Raw genomic sequence first — 24,976 nt, 5'->3', positions numbered from 1 at the left:
GCGGCAGCAATACGTTGATTTATCCATTGCAGGTATTTTCTGTATTATTTAAGCAACCTGAACCCGCGCTGTACGGTCTAACGTAGCATTACGTATTGCTACTTGCTGCGCCAGGGCTTCGGCAGCCGAGCGGAATGCTTCGGAGGCAACAGGTTCGCCCACGCTGATGGCTGGTCGCCCTTCGTCACCCGCTTCACGAATTCCCTGTACCAGCGGAATCTGGCCCAGCAACGGTACGTCGAACTGGCTGGCTAATTGCTGACCACCGCCCTTTCCAAAGATATAATATTGATGGTCAGGTAGTTCGGCAGGGGTGAAGTAAGACATATTCTCAATCACGCCCAATACCGGTACGTTGATTTGCGGTTGCCGGAACATGGCTAGCCCTTTGACTGCATCAGCCAGCGCCACTTTTTGGGGTGTTGTTACGATGATGGCTCCCGTAACCGGCACCGTCTGCACGAGAGTCAGGTGAATGTCACCCGTTCCCGGTGGCATATCGATGAGAAGATAATCGAGTTCTCCCCAATCAGCGTCGGAGAAGAATTGCTGCAAAGCCCGGCCAGCCATCGTGCCGCGCCAGATAACCGCCTGATTTGGCGCAATCAACAGACCCATCGACAGCATTTTAATGCCAAACTGCTGGATAGGCTCCATTTTTGTTTGCCCGTTTTCCTGAAAAATACGTGGCTGGATATTTTCGGCACCGAACATCGTTGGCATAGAAGGCCCGTAAATATCGGCGTCGATGATTCCCACTTTCGCGCCGGATTTATGAAGCGCAATCGCGAGATTAGCCGTTATTGTCGATTTCCCAACGCCCCCTTTCCCAGATGATACGGCAATGATATTCTTGACGCCCGGCAACAAAGGTGCATTGTTTCGGGTAGACGTAACATCTGATGTCATATCGACGGTAACCTGAATATCAGCACCGATATGCGTATGAATCGCGTCTTCACAGCGCTTTCGAATCACTTCTTTCAATGGGCAGGCTGGCGTTGTCAACACGACTGTAAACCGCACGGAACCAATGCCGAGCGTTACGTCCTTAACCATGTTGAGCGATACGATGTCGCGCTTTAAATCGGGTTCTTCAACGGTACTGAGCGCCCGCAAAACTGCCTCCTGGGATAATCGGTAATCTGACATTGAATAATGTATAATGAATAATGTATAATGCATAACGTAGCAAAATGATGGCATAAACGCCACTACTCATTATGCATTGTCCATTATACATTTTTCTAAACGTCCCCGCACCATTGCCAGTTCCGACGTAACATCGATTCGTTTCGAGAGTGCTTCTAATTGAGTCAGCAATTTTGTTAAAAACTGCTGATGGGCAGAGCTTGAATCTCCATAAAGCGGTCGATGAGCAAGCGATTTACGTATCTGTGCCCACTCATCAACGAATTGGCGAAGTTCAGTATCAAAGGCACTTTCGGCAAACTTTTCAAAAATATAATCCTGCGCCTGTGCGTTCGGATGAATCAAGTCGGCTTCATAGAAACGGTAATCGCGCAGGTCGTCCATCATTAGTTCATAGGCCGGGAAATACGTCACCCAGTCGTTCCAGACGGTTAATTCGTGCGTAATAACACGTAGCGTCGACTTGCTCACGCTGTTGAGAGGCAACGTATCACGAGTATGACGTACAGGACTGACGGTTAACAAAACTTTCAAACGTGGATTGACCTTATGGAGCGTTTTCAACAGCCGATTCAACTCGTCTTGGAGGTGGTCGATCTGATAAAGGTATTTTTCAAAAAGTGAGCCCGGCATCTTATGGCAGTTGGCCACTACTTTGCCTGTTTCGATATGCCGGTAAACCACTGCCGATCCAAGCGTCAGAAGGAGAAAATCGGCGTTACGTATCGCTTCAGCTGCTGCGGCCAGGCGGTTGGTGAGTATGCTACGAAGCTCGTCGCGGCTGTTGGCCCATAGAGAAGAATGAAAGTCGTAGTGAAACCAAACGTCATTACGTTCGACGTAGTGATTTTCATCCGGCGTGCCATTCTGAAGCGCCATTGTCAGAAGCTTAACAATGGAAACTGGGTTGAAAATTGTGCCGAATGGATTATTCAGTACGTTCAATTTATGGTCGGTGAGCCGGTGCCCCATCACATCGGCAAAGCAGGAGCCAATGGTCACAATCCGGCTGTTTAAGCCGATGCGATAGGGTAGTGGTTCGGGCGAAAATTCGGTATGAAACAGCATACCTTAGTAACAAAAAAACGGCCCATTTAGGTCCGTTTTTTTGAAAAATAATGGTTATGTATTCGGCTGAAAATCAATGGTTAAGAATTGAAATTAAGGCTTCGTTACATAGGCTTTCGTCGAAGATGGAAGCTACCGAAATGCGAAAACCTTTCACTACGTCTGATGCGATTTCCTGGCCAATTTTACCGGTATTTTCTAGCGCAAATGTCTGGAAGTCGGTATCAAGTTTATATTGCTCCACAAGTTGTTTTCGGGTGTCGACAATCCAATATTCCTGTACGCCGTGGGCAGCATAATCATCGTATTTAATTCCCCGATCGATTTTCTCGGTACTTCGCGATAAAACTTCAACTGCTAAATCGGAAGCGGGAAACTGCATGGTTTCACTCTCGAAAGCTGCTGAACGCTCGCTATTCCAGAAACAGATATCAGGTTCGTAATCGTTACGTGTCAGCGAAACCATTGCTTTTTCTGAAGCAACACGCCCTAACTTGTGTTTAATGGCGTAGGCTCTGAGTAAAGTGTAAAGATTGCCAACGGCTACCCAATGTCGTTCCTTAACAGGCGAGTGCATCACAATAGCTCCGTTGATGAATTCGGCTTTGTGGTCTTCATTTACCCAATCGTAAAACTGCTGTCGTTGTCGGGCTTCGTCACGTAACGCAACTTCTGTCTGCTGCATCAACAGTTTCAAATTGGGAGCATCCAGCAATTGGTCTAAATCGAGTGCCATCAGCGCAATTTGTTTAATCAAATATAACAAAAAACCGACTGGTTTCGCCTTAAGACGTACCAGTCGGTTTTGGGTCAATCAGATCGGAAATTATTCTGCCGAAACGACTTCGAACTTCACTTTGTGTTTTACATCTTTGTGTAAATCCAGCGCTGCTTCGTAGTTGCCCAACGTTTTTACGTCTTCAACACTGATTTTCTTCCGGTCGATGTCGAAACCTTTCTCGCGAAGGGCTTCAGCCACCTGCGTATTTGTAACACGACCGAAGATTTTGCCGCTGTCGCCCGCTTTTGCCGGAATAGTCAACGTGATGTCGCCAATGCCATCGGCCAACGCCTGCGCGTCGTTCTTCAGTTTTTCGGCTTTGTGTGCCGCCTGACGAATATTTTCGGCAACGATTTTCTTGTTCGAATCGGTTGCCATCATTGCATACCCCTGAGGAATCAGGTAGTTGCGACCGTAACCAGGCTTCACCGTAACGGTGTCGTTCTTATAGCCCAGGCCGGCAATATCGGTTTTTAAAATGATATCCATTTTTTGAAAAAGTCGTTAGTCACTAGTCATTAGTCGTTAGTTCTTAGTCGAAGTATATTACTATCAACTAATGACTGACGACTGTCGACTAATTTATTTCAGAGAATCGCCTACGTAAGGCAGGATGGCCAAATGACGAGCGCGTTTGACAGCCTGGGCCACTTTGCGCTGGTTTTTCAGAGTTGTGCCGGTGAGACGACGGGGTAGGATTTTACCCTGTTCGTTCAGTAACTTCAACAGGAAGTTACCGTCTTTGTAGTCGATGTATTTGATACCGGCTTTATTAAACCGGTCGTATTTTTTGCGGTTCTCGGTTTTCGAGACAGATTCGTTTTGTAAGCTCATGGTTGACAGGGTCTATCAGGCGTTTTCGGTTTGTTTTTTCTTACCTACTTGTCCATTCCGTTTCTTCTCGTTGTATGCCTGCGCGTGCTTGTCGAGCGAGATGGTCAGGTGACGAATGATGCGCTCATCGCGGAGATACTCCGTGTTGAGTTTATCGATGATCGTACCGGGAGCCTTAAACTCGAAGAGTTGATAGTAACCCGTGTTCTTGTGCTGGATCGGATAGGCCAGCTTGCGCAGACCCATATTATCTTCATGAACAAGCTCGGCACCGTTGTCGGTGAGCACTTTCCGAAACTTGTCAACGGTGTCCTTCATCTGAGCATCAGATAAAACGGGAGTTAAAATGAACACCGTTTCGTAGTTATTCGAAACCATTATTATAGAATTGTTTGAAATGAGGGCGCAAAGGTACGAAAAAAAGCAGGGATTGCAAAGAGCAGGGATGGCAAGGATGTAAAAAGTTTTACCCTACAATCCCTACTTCTTGCAATTCCAGCTACTTAACCGTAAACTCCCCCTCGCCGATTCGGAAGCCCTCGCAGTAGATTTCTACTACGTGTCGCCCTTCGTTGAAGCGTTGCCCACCCCGGCCAAAAATGAAATCGACCTGCTGACGGCTATTATCGAAGTTGAAACGTTGTGTAGCCGTGTAAATCATACCCTGCCCACCGTAGGTAAATTCTCCTGAGCCAGTTGCCATATCAGCAATTGTGGCTCCGTTGGGGTCGAGAATACGGAGATACATCTGCTTTTCTTCCTGTTTGGCTAATCCGTTGGGCGCCAGACGAACTGATATGCGTAGCTTGTCGATACGTTTGGCTTTGTAGGTACCGCCGTCGGTTTCTTTGCCACGGGCATTGAGTGCGTTGACAACGATGTTTTCGGCATGCAGTGCGGCTGCAATCGTCACTTTTTCAGCTAACTCCTGATTTTGGGTTGTTACAGACGCTACCGAGTCACTAAGCGACTGTTTTTCCGCCTTTAGTCCCGAATTCTCCTGTGTTAGCGCTTCGTTTTGTGATGCCAGCACGCCGTTCTCTTCTTTTAAACGAGCAATTTCCTGATCTTTCTGCGCCAGAAGGTTCTGATAATTCCGAATTTTCTGATCGTACTTTTTGCTGTCGAAGGTTGTTACGTTACGTAATTCACGCTTATCCGTCTCCAGTTGCGCTTTTACTTTCATCAACGAATCGACGCTACCGCCCAGTTTCTGAATTTCGGCAATTTTAGCGTCTAACTGCGCCGAAATGGAATCCAGCTTTGTTTTTGCTACTAAAACTTCTTCAGTTTTGGCTGCAATAGTGGCATCCTTGCTTTTGTTATCCTGCCGTTCCTGATAATAAAAATAGATCAATAAGAGGTTCAGAGCCGCTAGAATCAGTAAAGCCGCCAGTAAATAGTTACGACTGTTATTGCTGGGTTGAGGTCTAGGTTCCATCGATTTTTCTATGCGTATGGCTTAGGTTGACATTGTTACCAGAACCAAAGCTTTGGGTGAAATATTGTGTTGTTGGGATTATTTAACGCAAATTCTGATAAAAAACTACGTGTTTCAACGAAGTGCGCAACCGTATCTTTGCGCAATAATAATACGCTATTACGATAAAGATACTCCGCCAATGACTATGATTGCTGACGCCATACGCCAGATTGAGAACTCGCTGGAAGGTAAAGCGAAGTTGATTGCCGTCACCAAAACCAAGCCGGTCAGCCTGATTCAGGAAGCATACGACGCGGGTTGTCGGCGATTTGGCGAGAACAAAGTGCAGGAAATGGTTGAGAAACAGCCACAACTTCCCGACGACGCAGAATGGCATTTAATCGGTCATTTACAGACGAATAAGGTTAAATACATCGCTCCGTTTGTATCCCTGATTCAATCGGTCGATAGCTTGAAACTGTTGCAGGAAATCAACAAACAGGCCGCCAAAAACAATCGAATAATCGACTGCCTGCTCCAAATCTACATTGCCGACGAAGAAACGAAATTCGGACTGTCGCCAGAAGAAGCCGAAGCTCTCCTCGATACGTTGAAAGAGAACTCACTACCTAACATCCGTGTCATTGGACTGATGGGACTGGCCACCAATACGTCCGATGAAGAACAGATTCGTCGGGAGTTTCACGGACTGAAACAATTGTACGACAAACTGGCTACTCGTCAGCAGCCGAACGTAGCATTTCAAGAGTTGTCGATGGGCATGAGTGGCGATTATCCAATTGCCGTTGCTGAAGGTAGTACGATGGTTCGGGTCGGGAGCGCTATTTTTGGGAATCGTTTATGAAACGGTTCAATCTCAATTCAAAACTATGAAATTCTTTATTCAATCAGGGGCCATATTAGGATTATTAGGCGTAGCACTGGGTGCTTTTGGGGCCCACGCGCTACGTACCATGCTTGAGGCATCAGGACGTACCGATACGTTCGAAACGGCTGTGAAATATCAATTTTACCACGCGCTGGCACTGGTGCTGGTGGGCGTGTTGATGAACCTGTTTGGTAGTAATCCTACAATCGTTAAACTGCTTGGCTGGGCTGGTTATTCATTTCTGGGTGGTGTCCTTATTTTTTCAGGTTCGCTCTACGTCCTCTGTTTCACGGGCGTTACGTGGTTGGGCGCAATCACACCCATTGGTGGTCTGGCTATGATTGCTGGCTGGGCGCTGCTGATGTGGGCATTTTTGTAGAGTGATAAGTGATGAAGGATGAGTGCGTCAGCAAACTCGTCACTCATCGTTCATCACTTATCACTATATTTGTATTCTGATTCTGAGAATAATGCAAACGAATATACAGGCAGAGACCGCTCGTCGGCGGACGTTCGCCATCATTAGCCACCCGGATGCCGGGAAAACCACACTCACCGAAAAATTGCTGCTGTTTGGGGGAGCTATTCAAACGGCGGGTGCTGTTAAGTCCAATAAAATCAAGAAAACCGCTACGTCCGATTTCATGGAAATCGAGAAGCAACGCGGGATTTCTGTCGCTACGTCGGTGATGACGTTTGAGTACGACAATTTGAAAATTAATATTCTTGATACGCCCGGCCACAAAGATTTTGCGGAAGATACGTATCGTACGCTTACAGCTGTTGACAGTGTCATTCTGGTGATCGACTGCGTGAAAGGCGTTGAGGAACAGACCGAACGCCTGATGGAAGTTTGCCGGATGCGCGATACGCCGGTGATTATTTTCATCAACAAACTCGACCGAGAAGGACGTAACCCGTTCGATCTGCTTGACGAGCTGGAAGAAAAACTCAGTATCCGCGTTCGGCCTATGACATGGCCGGTCAATATGGGTTCTGACTTTAAGGGTGTTTATAGCCTCATCGAGAAAAAATTATATTTCTTTAAAGTCAATAAAACCAAAGTTGAAGACGACGTACTACCTATTGAGCTAGCTGACTCTCTACTTGATCAAAAGGTTGGTGAACGTGACGCGGCTCAGCTTCGGGAAGATGTTGAATTGATTGATGGCGTCTACGATACGTTTGATCGGCAGGCGTATCTGGATGGAAAACTGGCTCCGGTATTCTTCGGGTCGGCGGTGAACAATTTTGGGGTGAAAGAATTACTCGAGGGTTTCTGTGGTATTTCGCCGGAGCCGATTGCGCGACCGACAGACAAACGGGAAGTCCTGCCCGACGAGAAAAATTTCAGTGGCTTTGTCTTCAAAATCCACGCAAACCTCGACCCGCGCCACCGCGACCGTATTGCGTTCCTACGCATCTGTTCGGGAGTTTTTGAACGTAACAAGTTTTACCACCACACGCGTCTGGATAAAAACGTTCGATTTGCCAGTCCGTTCAGTTTCATGGCTGATAGCAAGAGCGTAGTGGAAGAAGGGTTTCCGGGCGACGTAGTAGGTCTTTACGATACCGGTACGTTCAAAATTGGTGATACGTTGACAGAAGGAGAAGATCTGCAATTTCAGGGAATTCCGAGTTTTTCGCCCGAAATTTTCAAGGAGTTGATCAACCTCGATCCGATGAAATCCAAGCAACTGGACAAAGGTATTCAGCAGTTGACCGACGAAGGCGTAGCGCAGTTATTTACGCTTGAGTTAGGTAATCGGAAAATCGTAGGAACCGTTGGCGAACTTCAATTCGAAGTGATTCAGTACCGATTGGAGAACGAATACGCAGCCAAGTGCCGCTGGGTACCGTTAAATTACACCAAAGCCTGCTGGATAACCTCCGACAATCCGGTGAAACTGGCCGAGTTTATTCGCCTGAAAGGCAATCAGATTGGCTATGATAAAGACAAAAATCCTGTTTTTCTGGCCGAATCGGACTGGATGCTACGTATGAATCAGCAAAACAACCCCGATATTCAGTTCCATCTTACGTCGGAATTTAACGTAGCAGTCGAATAGCTGGAATGCGTTAATAGCGTAAATCGGAGCCTTCTGGTAAACTACTCTGGTTTAGTCGAGTTATATATGAAAACATATAAAACTCAACAGCTATGAAATACGCAATTGGACTATTCTCGCTACTGCTACTGATGGCTGGTACGGCAAAGGCTCAACAACGTAGCACAAATCAGAAAGCCGGAAATACAGCCGCTTCCACAACAAAAGGTTCAGGAGCAGGGCAATCGGCGGAACAGTATAATACGACCGAGGGCGACGCGAACACGAGTACAACGACAGGTACACCTAAGAATTCGTTGCCACGTAACAGTAACAACCAAACAAACCCAACTGTCGGAACGGGTACTACGTTGGATCAGAATGCAGGGGCGGCCAGTAATTCTCCTAGTCCAGCCGTCAGCAGTGACCCCATTCCGACGAAAACCGATAATACGAGTAGTGTCAGGCAAGGGACATCTACGGAGGTGAAAGCGAAAAAAATAAAGCCGCCAAAAGAGAATTAATAGACTGATAGATCGCTATTTACAAAAACCCGCAGGTCAATGCGGGTTTTTTATTAACAAAACTTTAATAACAGTACTACTCTATAGAGAGTTACATATATTATCAAGAAAGATTTGAGTTTTACTTAACGACGAAAAATCATGAAAAAGTTACTGATGTTGGCCATAGCTGGTACGTTGCTGTCGGGCGCTGCTTTTGCCCAGGATGAGGTGAAGAAAGAGGCTAAAATGGAGCATAAGAAAATGAAACATGAAGCCAAGGAAATGAAGAAGGAGGCTAAGAAAGAAGGCGACGACATGAAGGCAGATGCAGCTAAGGAGATGAAGAAAGAACATAAAGAGATGAAGAAAGAGAAAAAAACAACGGATCAATAAAGAGAATCTGTCGTTTGCAAAGAAGCCTCCCAAACTGGGAGGCTTTTTTTATGCGCAAAAAAAATAGCGTGAAAACTTGACTTCTGTACAGAATGATTCGTACTATTGCAGTGTACTATTTATCTAATACACTATAGCGCATGACTCATGATTAATGTACGAGACGTATTCTTTGGCTATCAGAAGAACAAACTTCTGTATGAGCACTTGAATTTGAGGCTGAAACCGGGTTCTATTTACGGATTACTAGGGCCGAATGGAGCTGGTAAATCAACGTTGCTGCGGTTGATAGCCGGACTGTTATATCCCAGAAGCGGAGAAATCAGGGTAGGGGAGTACGTGGCTGGTGACCGAAAGCCAGCGTTCCTCGAGAACATTTTTCTAGTACCAGAAGAGTTTTATATGCCTTCGGTACGTATCCGGCAATTTGTTGAATCCAACGCTCCCTTTTATCCTCGATTCGATCAGGCGCAGATGCAGGGCTACATTCGTGAATTCGGTCTGACTGAAAATCAGAAAATTAACGAACTGTCGTATGGTGAGAAGAAGAAACTGTTGATTGGCTTTGGACTGGCGACAAACACCGACGTACTGCTGATGGACGAGCCGACGAATGGACTGGACATTCCTTCCAAAAGCCAGTTTCGGCGGTTGGTGGCCGGTGCCGTCGACGAACATCGAACCGTGGTTATCTCGACCCACCAGGCGCGCGATCTTGAAACGCTGATCGACCCAATCGTGATTCTGTCGAATCAAGGTATTGCGCTGAACGCCAGCGTTGAAGAAATCACATCGAAACTTTGGTTTGGGATGGTGCCTGAATTGGATAAAAACCAACGGGTGCTTCATGCGGAGCGTGCCGTGGGTGGTTACGCTATTGTTGCCGAAAATCCGATGGGCGAGTCAAGTCGGCTCGATTTAGAATGGCTCTTCAACGCTGTTCAGGCCGAGCCGCTACGTATCCAGGAATTGTTTTCCACGCTGTCCACTCCCGTAAACGCATGAACCAGACATTTTCATTTACCCGATTTACCCGCATACTACGTAAGTATTTCACCGACAATCGGGGTCAGTTGCTAGCCAATCTGGGGTTGCTGATAGGCGTTTTAGTGGCCGTCACTATCTTCTTATATCGCTCTTATCCGAGGGAGATTGACGATATGCGTTACAAGATTATGCTCGTTGTTGGCTGGGGAGGCTGGTACATATTTATTATGCAGCAGATAACTGCCCTGAACGAGAAACAACGAGCCATTAATTACCTGATGCAGCCCGCTTCGGCACTGGAAAAAATCACGTTACTGTGGCTTATCTCAGGCGTTGGATTTCTGGTAGTTTTCTTCGCTGTATACACACTCATTGATGCTATCGGGATCGGTTTTGTCAATAATCGAAATTGGACACCCGAACAACTTAACCAGATTCGACGTATCGGAGGGCTTCTTGAGTTAAAACCCTGGTATGCTAGTAAAGCACTAGTTAACATTCCAGTCACGATATGGGTATTTACCGCCATTTTTCATGCGGTTTACATGATGTTGTCATTTATGCTACGTCGATATACAATTGCGCTTGGAGTCGTACTGACGCTGGCCATAGCTATATTCACCACCTTACTGAACACCTCACTTATAGAATTTTTTACCGGTAATTCGACAATCCGTACAGCCGGGCTGTTTTCACCTGTGTTACTAGAATCACCCGATCAGACGAGTTGGCGACTTCTCGATTTACCGCAACCGATTGGGAATCAAATTCGCTATTTAGTAGCGGGATTAGTGGCCGTTCTGTCGTACATCACCGCTTATGTGGGACTAAAAGAAAGGGAGGTGTAGCGATGGATTTTCGAGATAAACAGGCCATTTACCTGCAAATTGCTGAACATGTCAGCGAGCAGGTGTTGCTGGGGCGCTGGCCCGTAGGCGAGAAGATTCTGTCAGTACGCGAACTGGCGGCTGAACTGGAAGTAAACCCGAATACGGTTATGCGAACTTATGATTTTCTGAGTCAGAAAGGGGTTATTGCCAACAAACGGGGCATCGGCTACTTCCCGACGGATGATGCTATCGACCGGATTCGGGCGTATCGGCGCGAGCAGTTTCTGGATAATGATTTGCCCATTTTCTTCAAAAACCTGTATCTGCTGGGCATCGAATTGCCCGAGATTGAATCGCGTTACGAGCAATTCGTATCCGCTCATTATTCATGACCTCTCTAATAAATCAACATGAAAACAAGTTCTATTTTACTGGCCATCATTGCGCTGGTAACGCTCACCAGTATGGTGGCTACAGACCTGTTACTCAAACAGGAATACGAGAAAATTGACTGGCGAAACCCGTATCAGGCGTTTGCGCATCGGTCGTTACCAACTGCGAAAAATTGGGTAGTAAAAGGCACACCAGCAGGTGAAATTATTATGCTACGTAGTAAGGATAGCGCCGAAGCCCTGATTGACCCTGAACAGGTGAAATTCTATAAAACTCGTCAACAGGACGATACGGTATTCGTTACGTTTACACCCGAAATTGGCGGCTACGATGCCGAACCACGCGATGACGCTGCCTACGAGAAACGCCATCAGATTGTTTTGCGAATGCCTGATTTTCAATCACTACGTATCAAAGATTCCCGAATGACACTGGCAGACGTAGGAACCGATACGTTATCAATCGCGTTGGAGAACAGCCGTCTGCGAACAAAAAAACTGACCGTTTCGGGGGTTTTTTCGCTGACAATGGGGCAGAATAGTTTTGCTGTTCTGGGAGATGCTGATCAGTATAATCTGCTACGTACTTCCGTACAGGATTCGAGCGGTGTACTGTTTAATAATACGCAGGTAATGAAGTTTTTACTCGACGTATCACCTAAGGCAGAAGTGCAGCTACGCGGCCAGATGCTTAAGTGGCTGAAGTGATACGTTACAATACGTTCCACTTTTTGTCATTCTGAGGAACGAAGAATCTTAACGTATCCTTGCTTAAGGGTTAAGAAACCTTACGATTCTTCGTTCCTCAGAATGACAAAAAATGCTTCTGGTTTTAGAAAAGAGAGTTTTTCGATAACTTTTCTTCTTCCTGTTTTGGTACAACATGACGCTTTCTCAACTCGATTATATCGTGGCCGTCGATACGTATCGGCACTTTGCTACGGCGGCTGAAGCTTGCCACGTAACGCAGCCGACGCTCAGCATGCAGATTCAGAAACTGGAAGATGAACTGGGCGTACTGGTGTTCGACCGGTCGAAGCAGCCTGTTGTACCAACCGAAACCGGGCAGGCTATTCTGGCGCAGGCACGCGATGTATTGCGGGCGGCTCGTCGAATTCCGGAAATTGTGAGCGAATCCAAGGAAGACTTTCGGGGTGATTTTCGCATTGGTATCATTCCGACACTAGCGCCGTATTTACTTCCTTATTTTATTGGTGAGTTTGTCGCGAAATATCCGGGAGTAAGCGTTCAGATTCAGGAAGTAGTTACCGAACAGATTGTCGAACGCCTGCGGAATGGTCTGCTTGATGTAGGGCTGGTTGTAACGCCCCTTGCTGAAAACGGAATCACGGAAATTCCGCTGTTTCGGGAGCCATTCGTGGTTTATGCGGCTGAAGGTCACCCGTTGCTTTCCCAACCAGCCGTTTCGCCAGCAAATTTGCCAACCGACGGACTTTGGTTGCTCTCCGAAGGGCACTGTTTTCGGAATCAGGTGATGAATTTGTGCGGGGCTGATCGACAGACGAACAATCCTATGGCGCTACGTTACGAAACCGGTTCGCTGGAAACGCTCATCAAACTGATCGACAAACAGGTGGGCTTTACGTTATTGCCGTACCTGGCTACGATCGACATCGATTCCGCCCGACGAGCGCGGCTACGTCCGCTTTCGACTCCCGTACCGGTACGCGAAGTGAGTTTGGTGATGCACCGGAGTTTTCTGAAACGCAAACTCATCCAGGCATTTAAAGCCGAAATCATGGCGCACCTGCCGACCGATTTAATCGAGGCAGGAAATAATGGGCAAATGGTAAGTGTACGGTGATGGCTGGTTTACTGATAGTTACATCAGATGATACCATTTGCTTTCTTTGTGTTTAAAAAAAACATGACCCGTTAAATTGCTTATTCGTAGCAAATTGGTGAATTTCAAGCGCAAATAGACAGATTGATTAATTTTGGCATTCAATTTGTTAAGAGGACTCCTAACCTATTTGCATAAACATGATTCATCGTCTACGGTGGCTGTTCCTGTTGTATAAATTTCCTATACAAAAGGTGTGCACGGGCCTACTCATGACCTTGGCACTGCTGCTCGGAACACGGGCAATTGCCCAGCCTTCTACCCTTGAAACCCAACCTCTTCCGGTTACAACGATCTGCCCCGGCTCAACTATCGACGTAACGGCATTCCGGAATTACGCCAGTGCCGAATTCCGGGTTGAACTCTCCAATGGCGGAAATTATTACGAAATTCCTTCTGTACTTCTTGACGGGAATAGATTCGAAATTAAATATCAGGCTACTATTCCTGGAAATACGCCGGCTGGTAACAACTACCGCATCCGGATGGTATCGAAAAACCCCGATCTGGCCGGTACGCCCAGTTCGACGGTATTGACGGTTAAGGGAGCGGCAGCAACACCCGTCACAGCATCCGCTACGTATTGCCAGGGTGCAATGGCGAGTCCTGCATCCGCTACGGCCAGCGCAGGTGGAACGCTCATCTGGTATGCAACAGCTTCGGGAGGAAGTAATTTGTCGGGGGCGCCAACTCCTTCAACAGCCAGCCCCGGTGTGGCTACGTACTACGTTAGCCAAACCATTAACGGTTCCTGCGAAAGTCCGCGCGCAACTGTGCAGGCGACCATACAACCTACGCCCTCGGCTCCGAGTGTTTCGCAGTCAAATTATTCAATTTGTCAGAATTCACCGGCTCAGCCGCTCTCAGCTACTGGGCAGAATCTGAAGTGGTATGAAACTGCCAGTGGTGGTACAAGTGTCAATGCTGTTACGCCGAACACCGCTAATGTCGGTACAAAATCGTACTACGTTAGCCAGACAGTTAATGGCTGCGAAAGCACGCGAGCCGTTCTGTCGGTAGTAGTGAGTGCCCTTCCAGTCGCCCCAACTGTACCTTCACCAATCATATCTGTTTGCCAGTACACACCGGCTCAAACATTGACCGCAAATGGACAGAATCTGAAGTGGTATGATGTAGCATCAGGGGGAAGCTCACTGGCATCCGCTCCGCAGTCAGATCCTTCGACACCTTCATCCAAAATCTACTACGTTAGCCAGACCGTTGGCGGTTGTGAAGGGCCAAGAGCTAGTTTGACGGTAACGGTTCGCCGAGCTCCCGATGCGCCCTCGCCTGTTAAAAGCGACTATGAATTCTGTGAAGGTGAGACTCAGCCGGTAATCAGTTTTACGTTGCCTGCTATTACGGATTCAAAACGTTGGATCGTTTTCAGAACTGCTACGAAAGAAAATTTCTTCGAGGCTACAACCACCAACCAGACGTTGGTCGTCAATGTGCCGAATGTTTTTTCGCCCTCTTCGGCTAGTGCTACGTCCTCTGTGGAGTCGTTTAGAGCTTATGTTCTTGATATAACTGGTTGCGCCAGCACGACCAGTGCGCCGATCAATGTAAAAACTAAGGCTCGCCCATCTGCCCCAGCAACAACCACACTTCCAATATGTCAGAATTCACCAGCTCAGTCTTTGTCAGCAACTGGCCAGAATCTACTTTGGTATACTAACGGAACAGGCGGAATCGGCTCGTCGACAGCACCAACTGTTAATACAGGTCAGGCCGGACAAACCACATACTATGTAAGTCAAACTCGTGATGGCTGCGAGGGGCCACGTAATGTGTTGACTGTCAATGTGCAGGCAGTTCCAGTCGCTCCTACCATCAGTCAAACCAGTTTTACAGTTTGTCAGGGAACAACAGCTACCATTAGCGCTACGGTGGTGCCAGGTTTAACCAGTACCTGGATGAACTACGGTGATTCGCCAGCCCCAACCAATACTAGTGTAAACAACAACGTATCCACGGCAACCATACCTACTGACCAGGCCCGAACACTGACGTATTCGCTGATTCAGACTAGTTCGAATGGCTGTAAAAGCCCTTCCAGTGCTACGGCCACTGTTACGGTAAAAACTACACCTAGTACTCCATCTGTTCAGTCAGTTAGCGCGTGTCAGGGCGGGGCCGCGCCAGCCCTTTCGGCCAATGGTCAGGGTTTACTCTGGTATACGAACAGTTTAGGTGGGACGGGTTCATCTACTACGCCCGTGGTCAGTACGTCGCAGGCTGGCCAGTTTTCTTATTATGTCAGTCAGTCGATTGATGGATGCGAAAGCGCTCGGGTGCTTTTGCCAGTATCTGTCAATAATACTCCGTCGGCGCCGTCACTTGCTTCACCAATCATATCCGTCTGCCAGAACACACCGGCTCAAACATTGACCGCAGATGGTCAGAATTTACGCTGGTATGATGTTGCTACGGGTGGAAACCCATTGACATCCGTTCCACAATCAGATCCTTCGACACCTTCATCCAAAATCTACTACGTTAGCCAGACCGTTGGCGGTTGTGAAGGGCCAAGAGCTAGTTTGACGGTAACGGTTCGCCGAGCCCCCGATGCGCCCTCGCCTGTTAAAAGCGACTATGAATTCTGTGAAGGTGAGACTCAGCCGGTAATCAGTTTTACGTTGCCTGCTATTACGGATTCAAAACGTTGGATCGTTTTCAGAACTGCTACGAAAGAAAATTTCTTCGAGGCTACAACCACCAACCAGACGTTGGTCGTCAATGTGCCGAATGTTTTTTCGCCCTCTTCGGCTAGTGCTACGTCCTCTGTGGAGTCGTTTAGAGCTTATGTTCTTGATATAACTGGTTGCGCCAGCACGACCAGTGCGCCGATCAACGTAAAAACCAAAGCTCTCCCACCTGCCCCCACCACAGCCGAGCTTTCAATTTGCCAGAGTGAGCCAGCCAAAACATTGACTGCAACTGGTCAGAATCTGCTCTGGTATACGGCTGGATCAGGTGGAACGGGTTCTTCGGCAGCACCAGCTATCAGTACGAATCAGCCTGGGCAAACTACGTACTACGTCAGTCAAACCCGCGAGGGGTGTGAGGGATCACGTAACGCGCTGACTGTAACCGTAAAACAATTGCCATCGGCACCCGGCGTAACACCACGAACGATCTGCGCCATGAGCCCGTCGGAGCCTGCATCGGCAGCCGGCGAAAACCTGACCTGGTACAATACGGATGGAACGAAGCTTGGTTCGGCTCCGGTCATCAATACCGACCGGGGAGCTTCCTATTCGTTGTTCGTAACCCAAACGGTGAACGGCTGCGAAGGCCCCAAAGCTAATTTACTGATCACCGTAGTATCAACGCCCATACCGGCTGTTGCTAAAGCGATTGTTGAACTCTGCCAGGGATCACCACCTCAGGCACTTTCGGCAACCGGATCAAATCTGAAATGGACTGAACCGAATGGCAACGTAACGAACGTAGCGCCGATGCCTTCTACGAATTCGCCCACCGCCCGGCCCGATGGAGATGAGTATTCGGTTACGCAGACCGTCAATGGTTGCGAAAGCACCAAAGCGTCGATACGTGTATTTGTGCAGGCCACGCCTAAGCTAACCCTGAGCGGCAGCGTAACAACGAACATCGGCCTGGACGTTCCACTGAAACTGACATTTGGTGGGGTGGGACCGTACCAGTATAAATTGTCGAACGGCATAGCTGGAACGGCTACCAAGGATACAACTATATCGGTGTCTCCTACACAAACCACTACGTATCAAGTACTTGAAATAACCAATAAATGCGGTGCCGGACCAACCGGAATCGCCACAGCTATTACCGTCACGGTGCTGGTTCCAACCATCCGAACACTGGCACTCACCTCCACTACGTTGTGTGTGGGCACGCTACTGACTACCAGTTTCCAGACGACTGGCGCGTTTAATTCGGGTAGCGTTTTCAAATTACAGGTAGCGAAAGTCGAGACGGACACGACGAAAATGATTTACATCGATGTGCCCGTGAGCCAGACGGCCAATGGGCAGCTTGGCGGGCTTATTTCGAATACGCTGACCGGTGGTGCCTATGCCGTACGAGTTGTAGCTACGAATCCTAAGGTACCGATCAATGGCAGCGCCAGTCCTACAACGTTAACGATACGTCCGATGGCAACCGCAACGCTAACGGGCAACCCAACCGTGTATGAAGGGCAGCCTGCACGACTTACCGTTGTGCTGACGGGCGATGCCCCCTGGAGTTTCTCGTATCGGGATAGTACGTCGTCAGGACTCGGTAGCATAATGACCGTACAGACCAGTACCAATCCTCATTCGCTGGAAGTCAGACCGACGAAAACCAGTGCGTATCTGCTCACTGGAGTGAGCAATGGGTGTGGAGCGGGTAGTGTTATCAATCGGGTGTCTGTTGTTACTGTGACGCCCTTATTGGGTATTGAAGACCAGTTGCTGGTCGATGCGGTGGATGTGTATCCGATACCAACTACGTCCACGCTGACAGTACGCATCCGTGGACTATCGTTGGCACAGCCTGCTACGCTTGAACTGACTGACATAAACGGACGTACCATCCATCAGCAGGAAACCAGACAGGCTGATACGTCCCTTTCTCTGGAAACGAATCCGCCTGGTACGTACCTGCTACGTATCCGCGTCGGTGACCGGACTGCCGCTAAGCGAATTGTGAAAGAGTAAAAAAAGCCGTTAGTCGATAGTTAATAGTTGCCACTTTCTGACGTTAACGACTATCGACTATCATTTCCGCTACTTCCCGACCCGTTTTTAGGGCAGCATTGAGGGATGGATACGTCATCTGGTCGCCACACTGATAGAGGTTTTCGGCTAATTTAAGCGGTTGACGTAGCGAATCTGTACCTGCCTGTTCAGGGGAATAAGCTGGTAATGCGTGCGGAATATGATACGTTCGTAGGTATTGCCATGTTTGAACTTCGCTTCCAAACCAACCAGCAAGCTCTTGCCGAATCTGTGCGGTGAGCGTTTTTTCATCGACTAGTTCGAGCTGCTGTGTACTGACCGAAATTAGGGATTTCTCGGCGGGTGCGTATGTTGGGGCTATATCGCTAACAATGGCTACGTTATGCACGGAAGAACTACGGTGTGTATTGAGCATCAGTAGTTTCCGTTGCTTCGGACTTAGGATAAGCTGTGCTGCATCAGCCGCAAAATAAGTGCAGGTGGTATGATTAAATGCCTGTTCGGTAGGTGTTGGACGACCAGTCAGACGAGCAGCCTGAGCAGCATCTACAGCCAGTACAATGGTGTTTGCTGAAATAGTTTTGCCGGATACTAACGTAGCCGTTTTACCATCGAGACGTTGAACGGGCGAGTTGAGCCAGATATGATTCGGGTTTAGTCCGCTCGCTAACTGTTCTGGAATGGCACCTATGCCGCGTGCGGGAAGGGCGGCATCACCCTCGAAAAACATTCGGAAGCAAAATGAAAAGAAATTGCTGGACGTAGTAAGCGCATCTTCTAAAAATACGCCCCCAAAAAAGGGTCGGAAGAATTGCTCAATAATGGAATCAGAAAAGCCGAACTCATCCAGAAAGTCTAACGTAGTAGCAGGCGTTTGCCGGAAGAGTTCATCGAGGGTTAAACTTTGGGTTTGACGTAGCAACTCCAGCAGAAGTACCTTATCATTAAATGAACCCACTGGCGAACCGATCATTTTAAATACCGAAGATGGCTCCCTCGCCGGATTGAGCAACGTTCGCCAACCAGCCGGATTGCCTGGCGGCTGGTGACGTATCAGCGCTCCCGAACGAAAGCACTTCAAATCTAAAGCCGAATACTTCAGAAGGCGTTGCGCTTCCGGATAAGCCGTCAGCAGAATCTGAAACCCTCGGTCGAGCTGAAATCCATCGACAACATCCGTGCGGATACGTCCACCGACGGCTTCATCGGCTTCAAGCAGGAGTGCGTCGATACCAGCCTGTTTCAGATAAACGGCGCAGGCCAGACCAGCCACACCGGCACCAACAATAACGACAGGTAAATCGAGCGACTCGGGCAAATCAGTAGGCATGAGAAAGAAACGTTTGGTTATTCATCAACGGGGAGAAGCTCAAATGTAATTCACCCACAAGAATTATAAGCCAGACAGTAGTATTTTTTTTATATAGATTGGATATTTCAAAGTTTACATTTATTTAAGTTCTTGACATACAGTGATTAACAATAAGTTTTTATTGTTTTTCCGAGAAAGCATTAATTTTGTCTCACCAATTTGCGTTATAGCCACATGGACCTGCTGGTTATTGACAACTTCGATTCGTTTACGTACATGCTGGTCGATTATCTGCAACAGGCGGGTGCTCGTTGCCACGTAGTACGTAACAATGAATCGTTGGTGCAGCTGAGCAAAAAGGCGGTTGATGGAGTTGTGCTTTCGCCGGGGCCGGGTATCCCTCGGCGCGCAGGTCGCCTGATGGAAATTATTGCTCATTACCACCACCGGTTGCCCATATTGGGCATCTGTCTGGGTCATCAGGCCATCGGCGAATTTTTCGGTGCCCGACTCGTTCGCGCCCGACAGCCCATGCACGGGAAAATATCGACAATCTGCACGATGGCTGATGACGTATTATGGAAGAATATACCGACCGAATTCGACGTAACACGCTATCATTCACTAATATTGACTGATCTGTCCGATACGTATCAACCCAGTACTGGTATCATGAAGCCACTGGTCTGCACCGCGCTTTCGAAGGAGGGCGAGGTCATGGCGTTACGTCACCGGACATTGCCGTTGTGGGGAATTCAATTTCATCCCGAAGCGCATCTGACCCAGTACGGATTGCAGCTTATTCAAAACTGGATTGACTTTATCGGGTTTAGTACTAAGAAAAACGATTCCATTTTATCCTTAACCACGTCGTACATATGAACTATCAGATTCGGGAAGAAGCCGGTTTCCGCTACGTTGACGAAGGACAGGGCGACATACTGCTGTTGCTGCATGGTTTGTTTGGCGCCCTTAGTAACTGGGATGAGGTGATTACTACGTTCTCGAAGCGGTATCGGGTCATTATTCCGATGATGCCCATTTATGAAATGCCGATACGTCAGGCTAGCCTGGAAGGGTTGCTGGCGTTCATCGAAAAGTTCGTGGCGCAGAAAGGATTGAACGAAATGACGCTGCTGGGTAACTCGCTGGGCGGTCATTTGGCCATTTTGTACACGTTCAACCACCCCGATCAGGTGCGAAGGCTGGTACTTACGGGTAGCTCGGGCTTGTTCGAAAACGGCATGGGCGGATCTTTTCCGAAACGCGGAAGTTATGAGTACGTAGCAGAGCGGGTGGCTTATACGTTCTACGATCCGAAAGTGGCGTCGAAGGATCTGATTGATGAAGTGTTTGAGATTACCAGCAGTATTCCAAAATGTATGAGCATTGTGGGTATTGCCAAATCGGCGCAACGTAACAACGTAGCGAAAGACCTTTACAAGATTCAGGTTCCTACGTTGCTGGTTTGGGGGCTGAACGATACTATTACCCCCGCCGAAGTAGCGCATGAGTTCAATCGGCTTATCGTTGATTCAGAACTTCATTTCATTGACAAGTGCTGCCACGCGCCGATGATGGAATGCCCGAATCGATTTAATGAATTACTGGACAACTGGCTGGTACGTCATCCGATTTATGACGAGCAGTTATCAGTGACTAATTAATGCAAGTATCAAAGTTAAAAGTGAGCTTTTTGTCATGCTGAGGCACGAAGCATCTTATAGCTTCCAAACCTGAGAGTAAGGGGTCTTTAAGATGCTTCATACCTCAGCATGACAAAAAAGCTTTTTTGATTATAGAATTCGGTGAATAGTTGATTTAGTGGTAACTGTTCGCGAATTCTGGAGTACAGTTGAATCATTACAGCTTTCTGTTTTGAAACTATGCAAGAATTTACGTAGTTTTCTGGCAAACAGGTTGCTGTTTATTCCACTACACTGTTAGAAATATGCTCGCTGCCGAATTAATAGACCCTATGATTCCCACGCTGAAGCCGACGGATACCGTCGGACAGGCGCTGGAATGGATGCAGGAGCATCGCATAGGGCAACTCGTTCTGATGGATTTGGGCGAGTATCGAGGAATACTGACTGAAGAATTGCTGATGGATGCCGTTGATGAAGAACGGCCTGTGGGGCAAATCATGCGCCTGTTCGAGCAGACGTATGTACAGGAAGATCAGCACCTGCTGGAAGTACTGGGGCTGGTTGTACAACATCAGATGGAAGTTGTGGCCGTTCTGAACGAAGAACGTCAGTGCATCGGTACCATTTCAGTGAACGAACTTCTGAAGCAATTTACGCAGGAACTGGGCGTGCAGGAGGGGGGCGCCATTCTGATTTTAAGCATCAACGAACGAGATTATTCGATGTCGGAAATTAGCCGCCTGATTGAATCGAATAACGTCAAGATCATCAGCAGCTATTTTTCCAGTGCGGCTTATGGCATGCCCGACCGCTCCCGATTAACCATCAAACTCAATCGGCGTGATATTACCCCCGTTATTGCTACCCTCGAACGATTTGGCTATCAGATTGAAGCAGCCTTTGCCAATACACCGATCGAGAGTATTGACCAGGATCGTCTCAATTCGCTGCTACGTTATCTAAATACGTAAATTAGCATAGGGCAGAGGGCATGGGGCAGAGGGTGAACAGTTGATACCTCTTTTCCCGCTGCTCTTCGCCCTTTGCCCTTCGCTTTTTTTCATGAAAATCGCCATTCACGGGCGCAACTTTCCCGAATCGGCCCGGCCTTACATTCAATCCATGTTTGAAGAGTTGGCCCGCCGACAAGCTGAAATAATCATTTCGAATGGCTACCGCGAGTTTCTTGATACTGCGGGCGTTGCTCATTATAGTGAGGCTACCTACACTGTCGAAGAGGGCGTTAAGGACGCCGATTTTATTTTCAGCCTTGGGGGCGATGGTACGTTGCTCGATGCCGTTACGCACGTAGGGGCCAGCCAGATTCCGATTGTTGGTATCAACATCGGGCGGCTGGGATTTCTGGCAACGGTAGCGCCGGCATCCGTTCGGCTCATGATCGATTCGCTTTTCAACGAACAATACACAATCGATGAGCGAACGCTGGTTAGCGTGCGATCGACTCAGGATATTTTTGGGAATTTACCTTTTGGGCTTAACGATTTTACCATAACCAAGACCCAGACTTCATCGATGATCACGGTACACACGTATCTCGATGGGGAATTTCTGAATTCGTACTGGGCCGACGGGCTTATTATTTCGACACCTTCGGGCTCAACGGGCTATTCGCTCAGTTGCGGTGGTCCTGTTCTGCTTCCACATACCGATAGTTTCATTATCACGCCGATTAGTCCGCACAATCTGAATGTTCGCCCAATGCTTGTGATGGACAGCTGTCAGCTGGCTTTTGAGGTTGAAAGCCGCAGCGGCAATTTTCTGGCAGCACTCGATTCCCGTTCGTTTACGGTCGATGTGTCGGTACGTATCAGTCTGCAAAAAGAAACCTTCAAAGCTCGTCTGCTCAAACTCAGCGACGACAGTTTTCTCAATACGCTACGTAGTAAATTGAATTGGGGCTTCGATATTCGAAACTAGGTTCTGAAGTCATTTGTGAAGTTAGCCACGTCAGATATAAGCATCTGACATGACTATATTTTGTATAAACTGCTACGTCGTTTCTGAGAAACCAACACTACGTCCTCACTACGTTTCTGGTAAACCAACTCTCACTACGTCTACTGATCTTTTAGCTGAGCCCGGAATTGTCCAGCATAAAGTGCCCATTTTCTCGAATAATCCCGTTTACGGCATAAATTTTGGGGCTTACTGCCAATAAAAGCATTCTTCATACCGTTTCGGAAGTGGCTGGACTGATAGACCAGCCGCAGTTGATTCACCTAATTTATGAGTATGAATAAAAATAATTGGCTGATGGTATGTGCTGCAGCAGCTTGCCTGCTGGTTGGCCAGGTTACGGAGGGTATTGCACAAAAGCGTTTGAACGCACATTTTGTGCCTTATTCATCAGTTACGTTTGGAGGTGGCTCATCAACTTATTTTGGCGATTTGGCAGGTTACCGCCAGCCATTTAAATCGCTGACGACGTTACCTCGCTGGAATGTGGGCCTGGGATATTCCCGACAATTTACGCCCCACTTTGCCGCTCGCGCCATGTTTACCTGGGCTCGTATCTCAGGAGATGATTTTACGTTTAGCAAAAGTAATCCGACCCAGCTCGCTATTCCCTACGCACGAAATCTGCATTTTCGGAACGATCTGAAAGAGTTTGCCCTGACGGGGATTTATAACTTCATTGCCGATGGACGCACTCCTGAAAACCGGGCTAAAATTACCCCTTATTTGTTTGGTGGCGTCGCGTTGTTAGCGCACAGCCCTGAAGCCCGGACGCCTACGGAAACCAACGGTAATAATGGAGCCTACGAAGCCCGTAAATGGGTGAAACTGCAACCACTGCATACCGAAGGACAGGGTCAGCCAGGTTATGAAAAACCTTACTCACTGGTGACAGTGGCGATTCCGGTAGGTATTGGAGCGCGGTACATGATTAATGAATTTTTTAACGTTGGTCTTGAAGTTGGCTACCGATATACATTTACGGACTATCTGGACGATGTAGGCGGGGATTATGCACAACCGGATGCGCTGCAAGGTTTATCGACGCTGATGGCTGACCGGCGGTTTGAACGCGATGCTGCACGGGAAAATAAAGAACGGTATACGGTAGCAACACAGCTCTTTACGTCCGATCCGACACCGTTCTCAACCACAACGCGTGGAGAGAAAGGTATTCTGCCCGACGGTTATTTACTTACACAATTGACTATCCAATACGTTATTCCGGGTAAAATCAAATGCCCGCCCATTCGGTAGATAGTCATGGTCCGTGACTATCTGCTATTGACAATAAGTAATGCATCGGTATCAGGTGAGTGTAGCCCGACTGATTGTAGTCGGGCTTTTTATCGGTTTCCAGGCGCAGGCCCAGCAGATTGAAATAGGGGCGGGTTTAGGGGGTATGCTCTACAAAGGCGACGTATCACCCGAACTGAATCCTCGTTTTGTTACTCCGGCTGGTAATCTGTTCTTTCGGTATAACTTCAGTCGCTCGTTTTCGATGCGGGCGAGTGGGGCTATTGGCGCGTTCCGGGCCGAAGATAAGTACAGCAGCGATCCGCTTCAGCAACTTCGCAATTATTCGTTTCGGACGAATATGAATGAAGTTACAGTCGATTTTGAATATAATTTTCTGAATTATAAGCCGCTGCCTAAAGCCAAAAACTGGACGCCCTATGTTTTTGGGGGAATTGGTTTATGCCAGTATAAGAATGCGGTGGCTAAGGTTGGCGGGATGTTAATGTTTCCGCTGGGTATCGGTGTCAAATATGAAATCAAGCGTCCCTGGAGCATTGGTCTGGAATTTGGCACACGCTTTTCCAATAATGATTATTTAGATGGTCTGGGCGACCGTACATTCGGTAACGCAACGGCCAAAAATGCCACGGGTAATCCTGCTCTTCGCGACAGTTATTCGTATACAGCCATCACGGTGAGCTATACGTTTTATAAGATTTTCTGCCCGTAAATGAATAATGAGTGATGAGTGATAAGTGATGAGTTTGCTGACGCCAGTACTTATTGACTGGGTCAGCAAACTCATCACTTATCACTCATCACTCAATTTGCCCGTTTGGCCTGGGCTTCCAGGATGAGTTTGAGGTCGGCGTTTTCGGGCGTTACATGTGTGTAAGTCCCTTTGCCAGTCTGGGCCAGTTTTTTGAGCG

General features: G+C 47.9%; 26 protein-coding genes. 18 read left to right on the top strand and 8 right to left on the bottom strand.

Translation table 11 applies throughout. The features are described 5' to 3' along the window. Positions 1 to 48: 48 nt before the first annotated feature. From IC229_RS11650 to IC229_RS11620, 7 genes are all read right to left on the bottom strand, one after another. Positions 49 to 1,152 carry an Mrp/NBP35 family ATP-binding protein gene (locus IC229_RS11650; protein ID WP_190887153.1) on the bottom strand — a complete coding sequence of 368 codons (1,104 nt, stop codon included), beginning with the start codon at positions 1,150 to 1,152 and terminating at the stop codon, positions 49 to 51. Between the two features lie 69 nt (positions 1,153 to 1,221). Further along, positions 1,222 to 2,220 (bottom strand): GSCFA domain-containing protein, encoded by a 999-nt coding sequence (locus tag IC229_RS11645; RefSeq protein ID WP_190887152.1) that lies wholly within the window; start codon positions 2,218 to 2,220, stop codon positions 1,222 to 1,224. 73 nt (positions 2,221 to 2,293) lie between these two features. Continuing rightward, positions 2,294 to 2,956: a Uma2 family endonuclease gene (locus IC229_RS11640; protein ID WP_223833964.1), complete on the bottom strand. Its 663-nt coding sequence runs from the start codon at positions 2,954 to 2,956 to the stop codon at positions 2,294 to 2,296. A 90-nt stretch (positions 2,957 to 3,046) separates the two neighbouring features. Next, positions 3,047 to 3,490 carry a 50S ribosomal protein L9 gene (gene rplI, locus IC229_RS11635; RefSeq protein ID WP_190887151.1) on the bottom strand — a complete coding sequence of 148 codons (444 nt, stop codon included), beginning with the start codon at positions 3,488 to 3,490 and terminating at the stop codon, positions 3,047 to 3,049. Between the two features lie 93 nt (positions 3,491 to 3,583). Beyond that, entirely contained in the window at positions 3,584 to 3,835 is a 252-nt protein-coding gene (gene rpsR / locus IC229_RS11630; protein WP_190887150.1) for a 30S ribosomal protein S18, read from the bottom strand. A 15-nt stretch (positions 3,836 to 3,850) separates the two neighbouring features. After that, a complete protein-coding gene (gene rpsF / locus IC229_RS11625; RefSeq protein ID WP_190887149.1) occupies positions 3,851 to 4,213 on the bottom strand; it encodes a 30S ribosomal protein S6 in 363 nt (120 codons plus the stop codon). Positions 4,214 to 4,334: 121 nt separating this feature from the next. After that, positions 4,335 to 5,276 (bottom strand): hypothetical protein, encoded by a 942-nt coding sequence (locus IC229_RS11620; RefSeq protein WP_190887148.1) that lies wholly within the window; start codon positions 5,274 to 5,276, stop codon positions 4,335 to 4,337. 187 nt (positions 5,277 to 5,463) lie between these two features. Here IC229_RS11620 and IC229_RS11615 point away from each other — a divergent pair, with 187 nt between their 5' ends. The 11 genes from IC229_RS11615 (at position 5,464) to IC229_RS11565 (ending at position 17,849) form a co-directional block, all read left to right on the top strand. After that, positions 5,464 to 6,123: a YggS family pyridoxal phosphate-dependent enzyme gene (locus IC229_RS11615; protein ID WP_190887147.1), complete on the top strand. Its 660-nt coding sequence runs from the start codon at positions 5,464 to 5,466 to the stop codon at positions 6,121 to 6,123. Positions 6,124 to 6,148: 25 nt separating this feature from the next. Then, entirely contained in the window at positions 6,149 to 6,526 is a 378-nt protein-coding gene (locus IC229_RS11610; RefSeq protein WP_190887146.1) for a DUF423 domain-containing protein, read from the top strand. A 91-nt stretch (positions 6,527 to 6,617) separates the two neighbouring features. Then, a complete protein-coding gene (locus IC229_RS11605) occupies positions 6,618 to 8,216 on the top strand; it encodes a peptide chain release factor 3 (protein ID WP_190887145.1) in 1,599 nt (532 codons plus the stop codon). A 92-nt stretch (positions 8,217 to 8,308) separates the two neighbouring features. Then, a complete protein-coding gene (locus tag IC229_RS11600) occupies positions 8,309 to 8,719 on the top strand; it encodes a hypothetical protein (RefSeq protein WP_190887144.1) in 411 nt (136 codons plus the stop codon). 141 nt (positions 8,720 to 8,860) lie between these two features. Further along, positions 8,861 to 9,094, top strand: coding sequence for a hypothetical protein (locus tag IC229_RS11595; RefSeq protein WP_190887143.1), 234 nt, complete (start codon positions 8,861 to 8,863; stop codon positions 9,092 to 9,094). A 147-nt stretch (positions 9,095 to 9,241) separates the two neighbouring features. Then, the gene (locus tag IC229_RS11590; RefSeq protein WP_190887142.1) at positions 9,242 to 10,099 is read left to right on the top strand and encodes an ABC transporter ATP-binding protein; all 858 of its coding nucleotides are present in this window, start codon (positions 9,242 to 9,244) and stop codon (positions 10,097 to 10,099) included. Then, positions 10,096 to 10,929 carry a hypothetical protein gene (locus tag IC229_RS11585; RefSeq protein WP_190887141.1) on the top strand — a complete coding sequence of 278 codons (834 nt, stop codon included), beginning with the start codon at positions 10,096 to 10,098 and terminating at the stop codon, positions 10,927 to 10,929. The genes IC229_RS11590 and IC229_RS11585 overlap by 4 nt, the downstream gene beginning before the upstream one ends. Positions 10,930 to 10,931: 2 nt before the next feature. Beyond that, positions 10,932 to 11,303, top strand: a complete 372-nt coding sequence (locus IC229_RS11580; protein ID WP_190887140.1) for a GntR family transcriptional regulator — start codon at positions 10,932 to 10,934, stop codon at positions 11,301 to 11,303. Between the two features lie 18 nt (positions 11,304 to 11,321). After that, positions 11,322 to 12,011 carry a hypothetical protein gene (locus IC229_RS11575; protein WP_190887139.1) on the top strand — a complete coding sequence of 230 codons (690 nt, stop codon included), beginning with the start codon at positions 11,322 to 11,324 and terminating at the stop codon, positions 12,009 to 12,011. 175 nt (positions 12,012 to 12,186) lie between these two features. Then, positions 12,187 to 13,128: a hydrogen peroxide-inducible genes activator gene (locus tag IC229_RS11570; RefSeq protein WP_190887138.1), complete on the top strand. Its 942-nt coding sequence runs from the start codon at positions 12,187 to 12,189 to the stop codon at positions 13,126 to 13,128. 251 nt (positions 13,129 to 13,379) lie between these two features. Further along, the gene (locus IC229_RS11565; RefSeq protein ID WP_190887137.1) at positions 13,380 to 17,849 is read left to right on the top strand and encodes an Ig-like domain-containing protein; all 4,470 of its coding nucleotides are present in this window, start codon (positions 13,380 to 13,382) and stop codon (positions 17,847 to 17,849) included. Positions 17,850 to 17,892: 43 nt separating this feature from the next. Here the strand turns inward: IC229_RS11565 and IC229_RS11560 are convergent, their stop codons facing one another. Further along, complete coding sequence (locus IC229_RS11560) at positions 17,893 to 19,200, bottom strand: protoporphyrinogen/coproporphyrinogen oxidase (protein WP_190887136.1); 1,308 nt, start codon at positions 19,198 to 19,200, stop codon at positions 17,893 to 17,895. A gap of 216 nt (positions 19,201 to 19,416) precedes the next feature. On the opposite strand from IC229_RS11560, the gene IC229_RS11555 reads away from it, so the two are divergent. The 7 genes from IC229_RS11555 (at position 19,417) to porG (ending at position 24,777) form a co-directional block, all read left to right on the top strand. After that, entirely contained in the window at positions 19,417 to 20,064 is a 648-nt protein-coding gene (locus tag IC229_RS11555) for an anthranilate synthase component II (RefSeq protein ID WP_190887135.1), read from the top strand. Then, a complete protein-coding gene (locus IC229_RS11550) occupies positions 20,061 to 20,849 on the top strand; it encodes an alpha/beta fold hydrolase (protein ID WP_190887134.1) in 789 nt (262 codons plus the stop codon). Before IC229_RS11555 ends, IC229_RS11550 begins: the two co-directional genes overlap by 4 nt. A gap of 284 nt (positions 20,850 to 21,133) precedes the next feature. Further along, the gene (locus IC229_RS11545) at positions 21,134 to 21,802 is read left to right on the top strand and encodes a CBS domain-containing protein (RefSeq protein ID WP_190887133.1); all 669 of its coding nucleotides are present in this window, start codon (positions 21,134 to 21,136) and stop codon (positions 21,800 to 21,802) included. Between the two features lie 91 nt (positions 21,803 to 21,893). Next, positions 21,894 to 22,769, top strand: a complete 876-nt coding sequence (locus IC229_RS11540) for an NAD kinase (RefSeq protein ID WP_190887132.1) — start codon at positions 21,894 to 21,896, stop codon at positions 22,767 to 22,769. 49 nt (positions 22,770 to 22,818) lie between these two features. Further along, entirely contained in the window at positions 22,819 to 23,010 is a 192-nt protein-coding gene (locus tag IC229_RS11535) for a hypothetical protein (RefSeq protein ID WP_190887131.1), read from the top strand. Between the two features lie 74 nt (positions 23,011 to 23,084). Beyond that, the gene (locus tag IC229_RS11530) at positions 23,085 to 24,065 is read left to right on the top strand and encodes a DUF6089 family protein (RefSeq protein ID WP_190887130.1); all 981 of its coding nucleotides are present in this window, start codon (positions 23,085 to 23,087) and stop codon (positions 24,063 to 24,065) included. A gap of 40 nt (positions 24,066 to 24,105) precedes the next feature. Then, positions 24,106 to 24,777 (top strand): type IX secretion system protein PorG, encoded by a 672-nt coding sequence (porG, locus tag IC229_RS11525; RefSeq protein ID WP_190887129.1) that lies wholly within the window; start codon positions 24,106 to 24,108, stop codon positions 24,775 to 24,777. Positions 24,778 to 24,976: the final 199 nt, after the last annotated feature.

Source organism: Spirosoma profusum (assembly GCF_014699005.1).
GTDB classification, from domain to species: domain Bacteria; phylum Bacteroidota; class Bacteroidia; order Cytophagales; family Spirosomataceae; genus Spirosoma; species Spirosoma profusum.
This window is presented reverse-complemented; position numbering and strand designations above follow the sequence as displayed.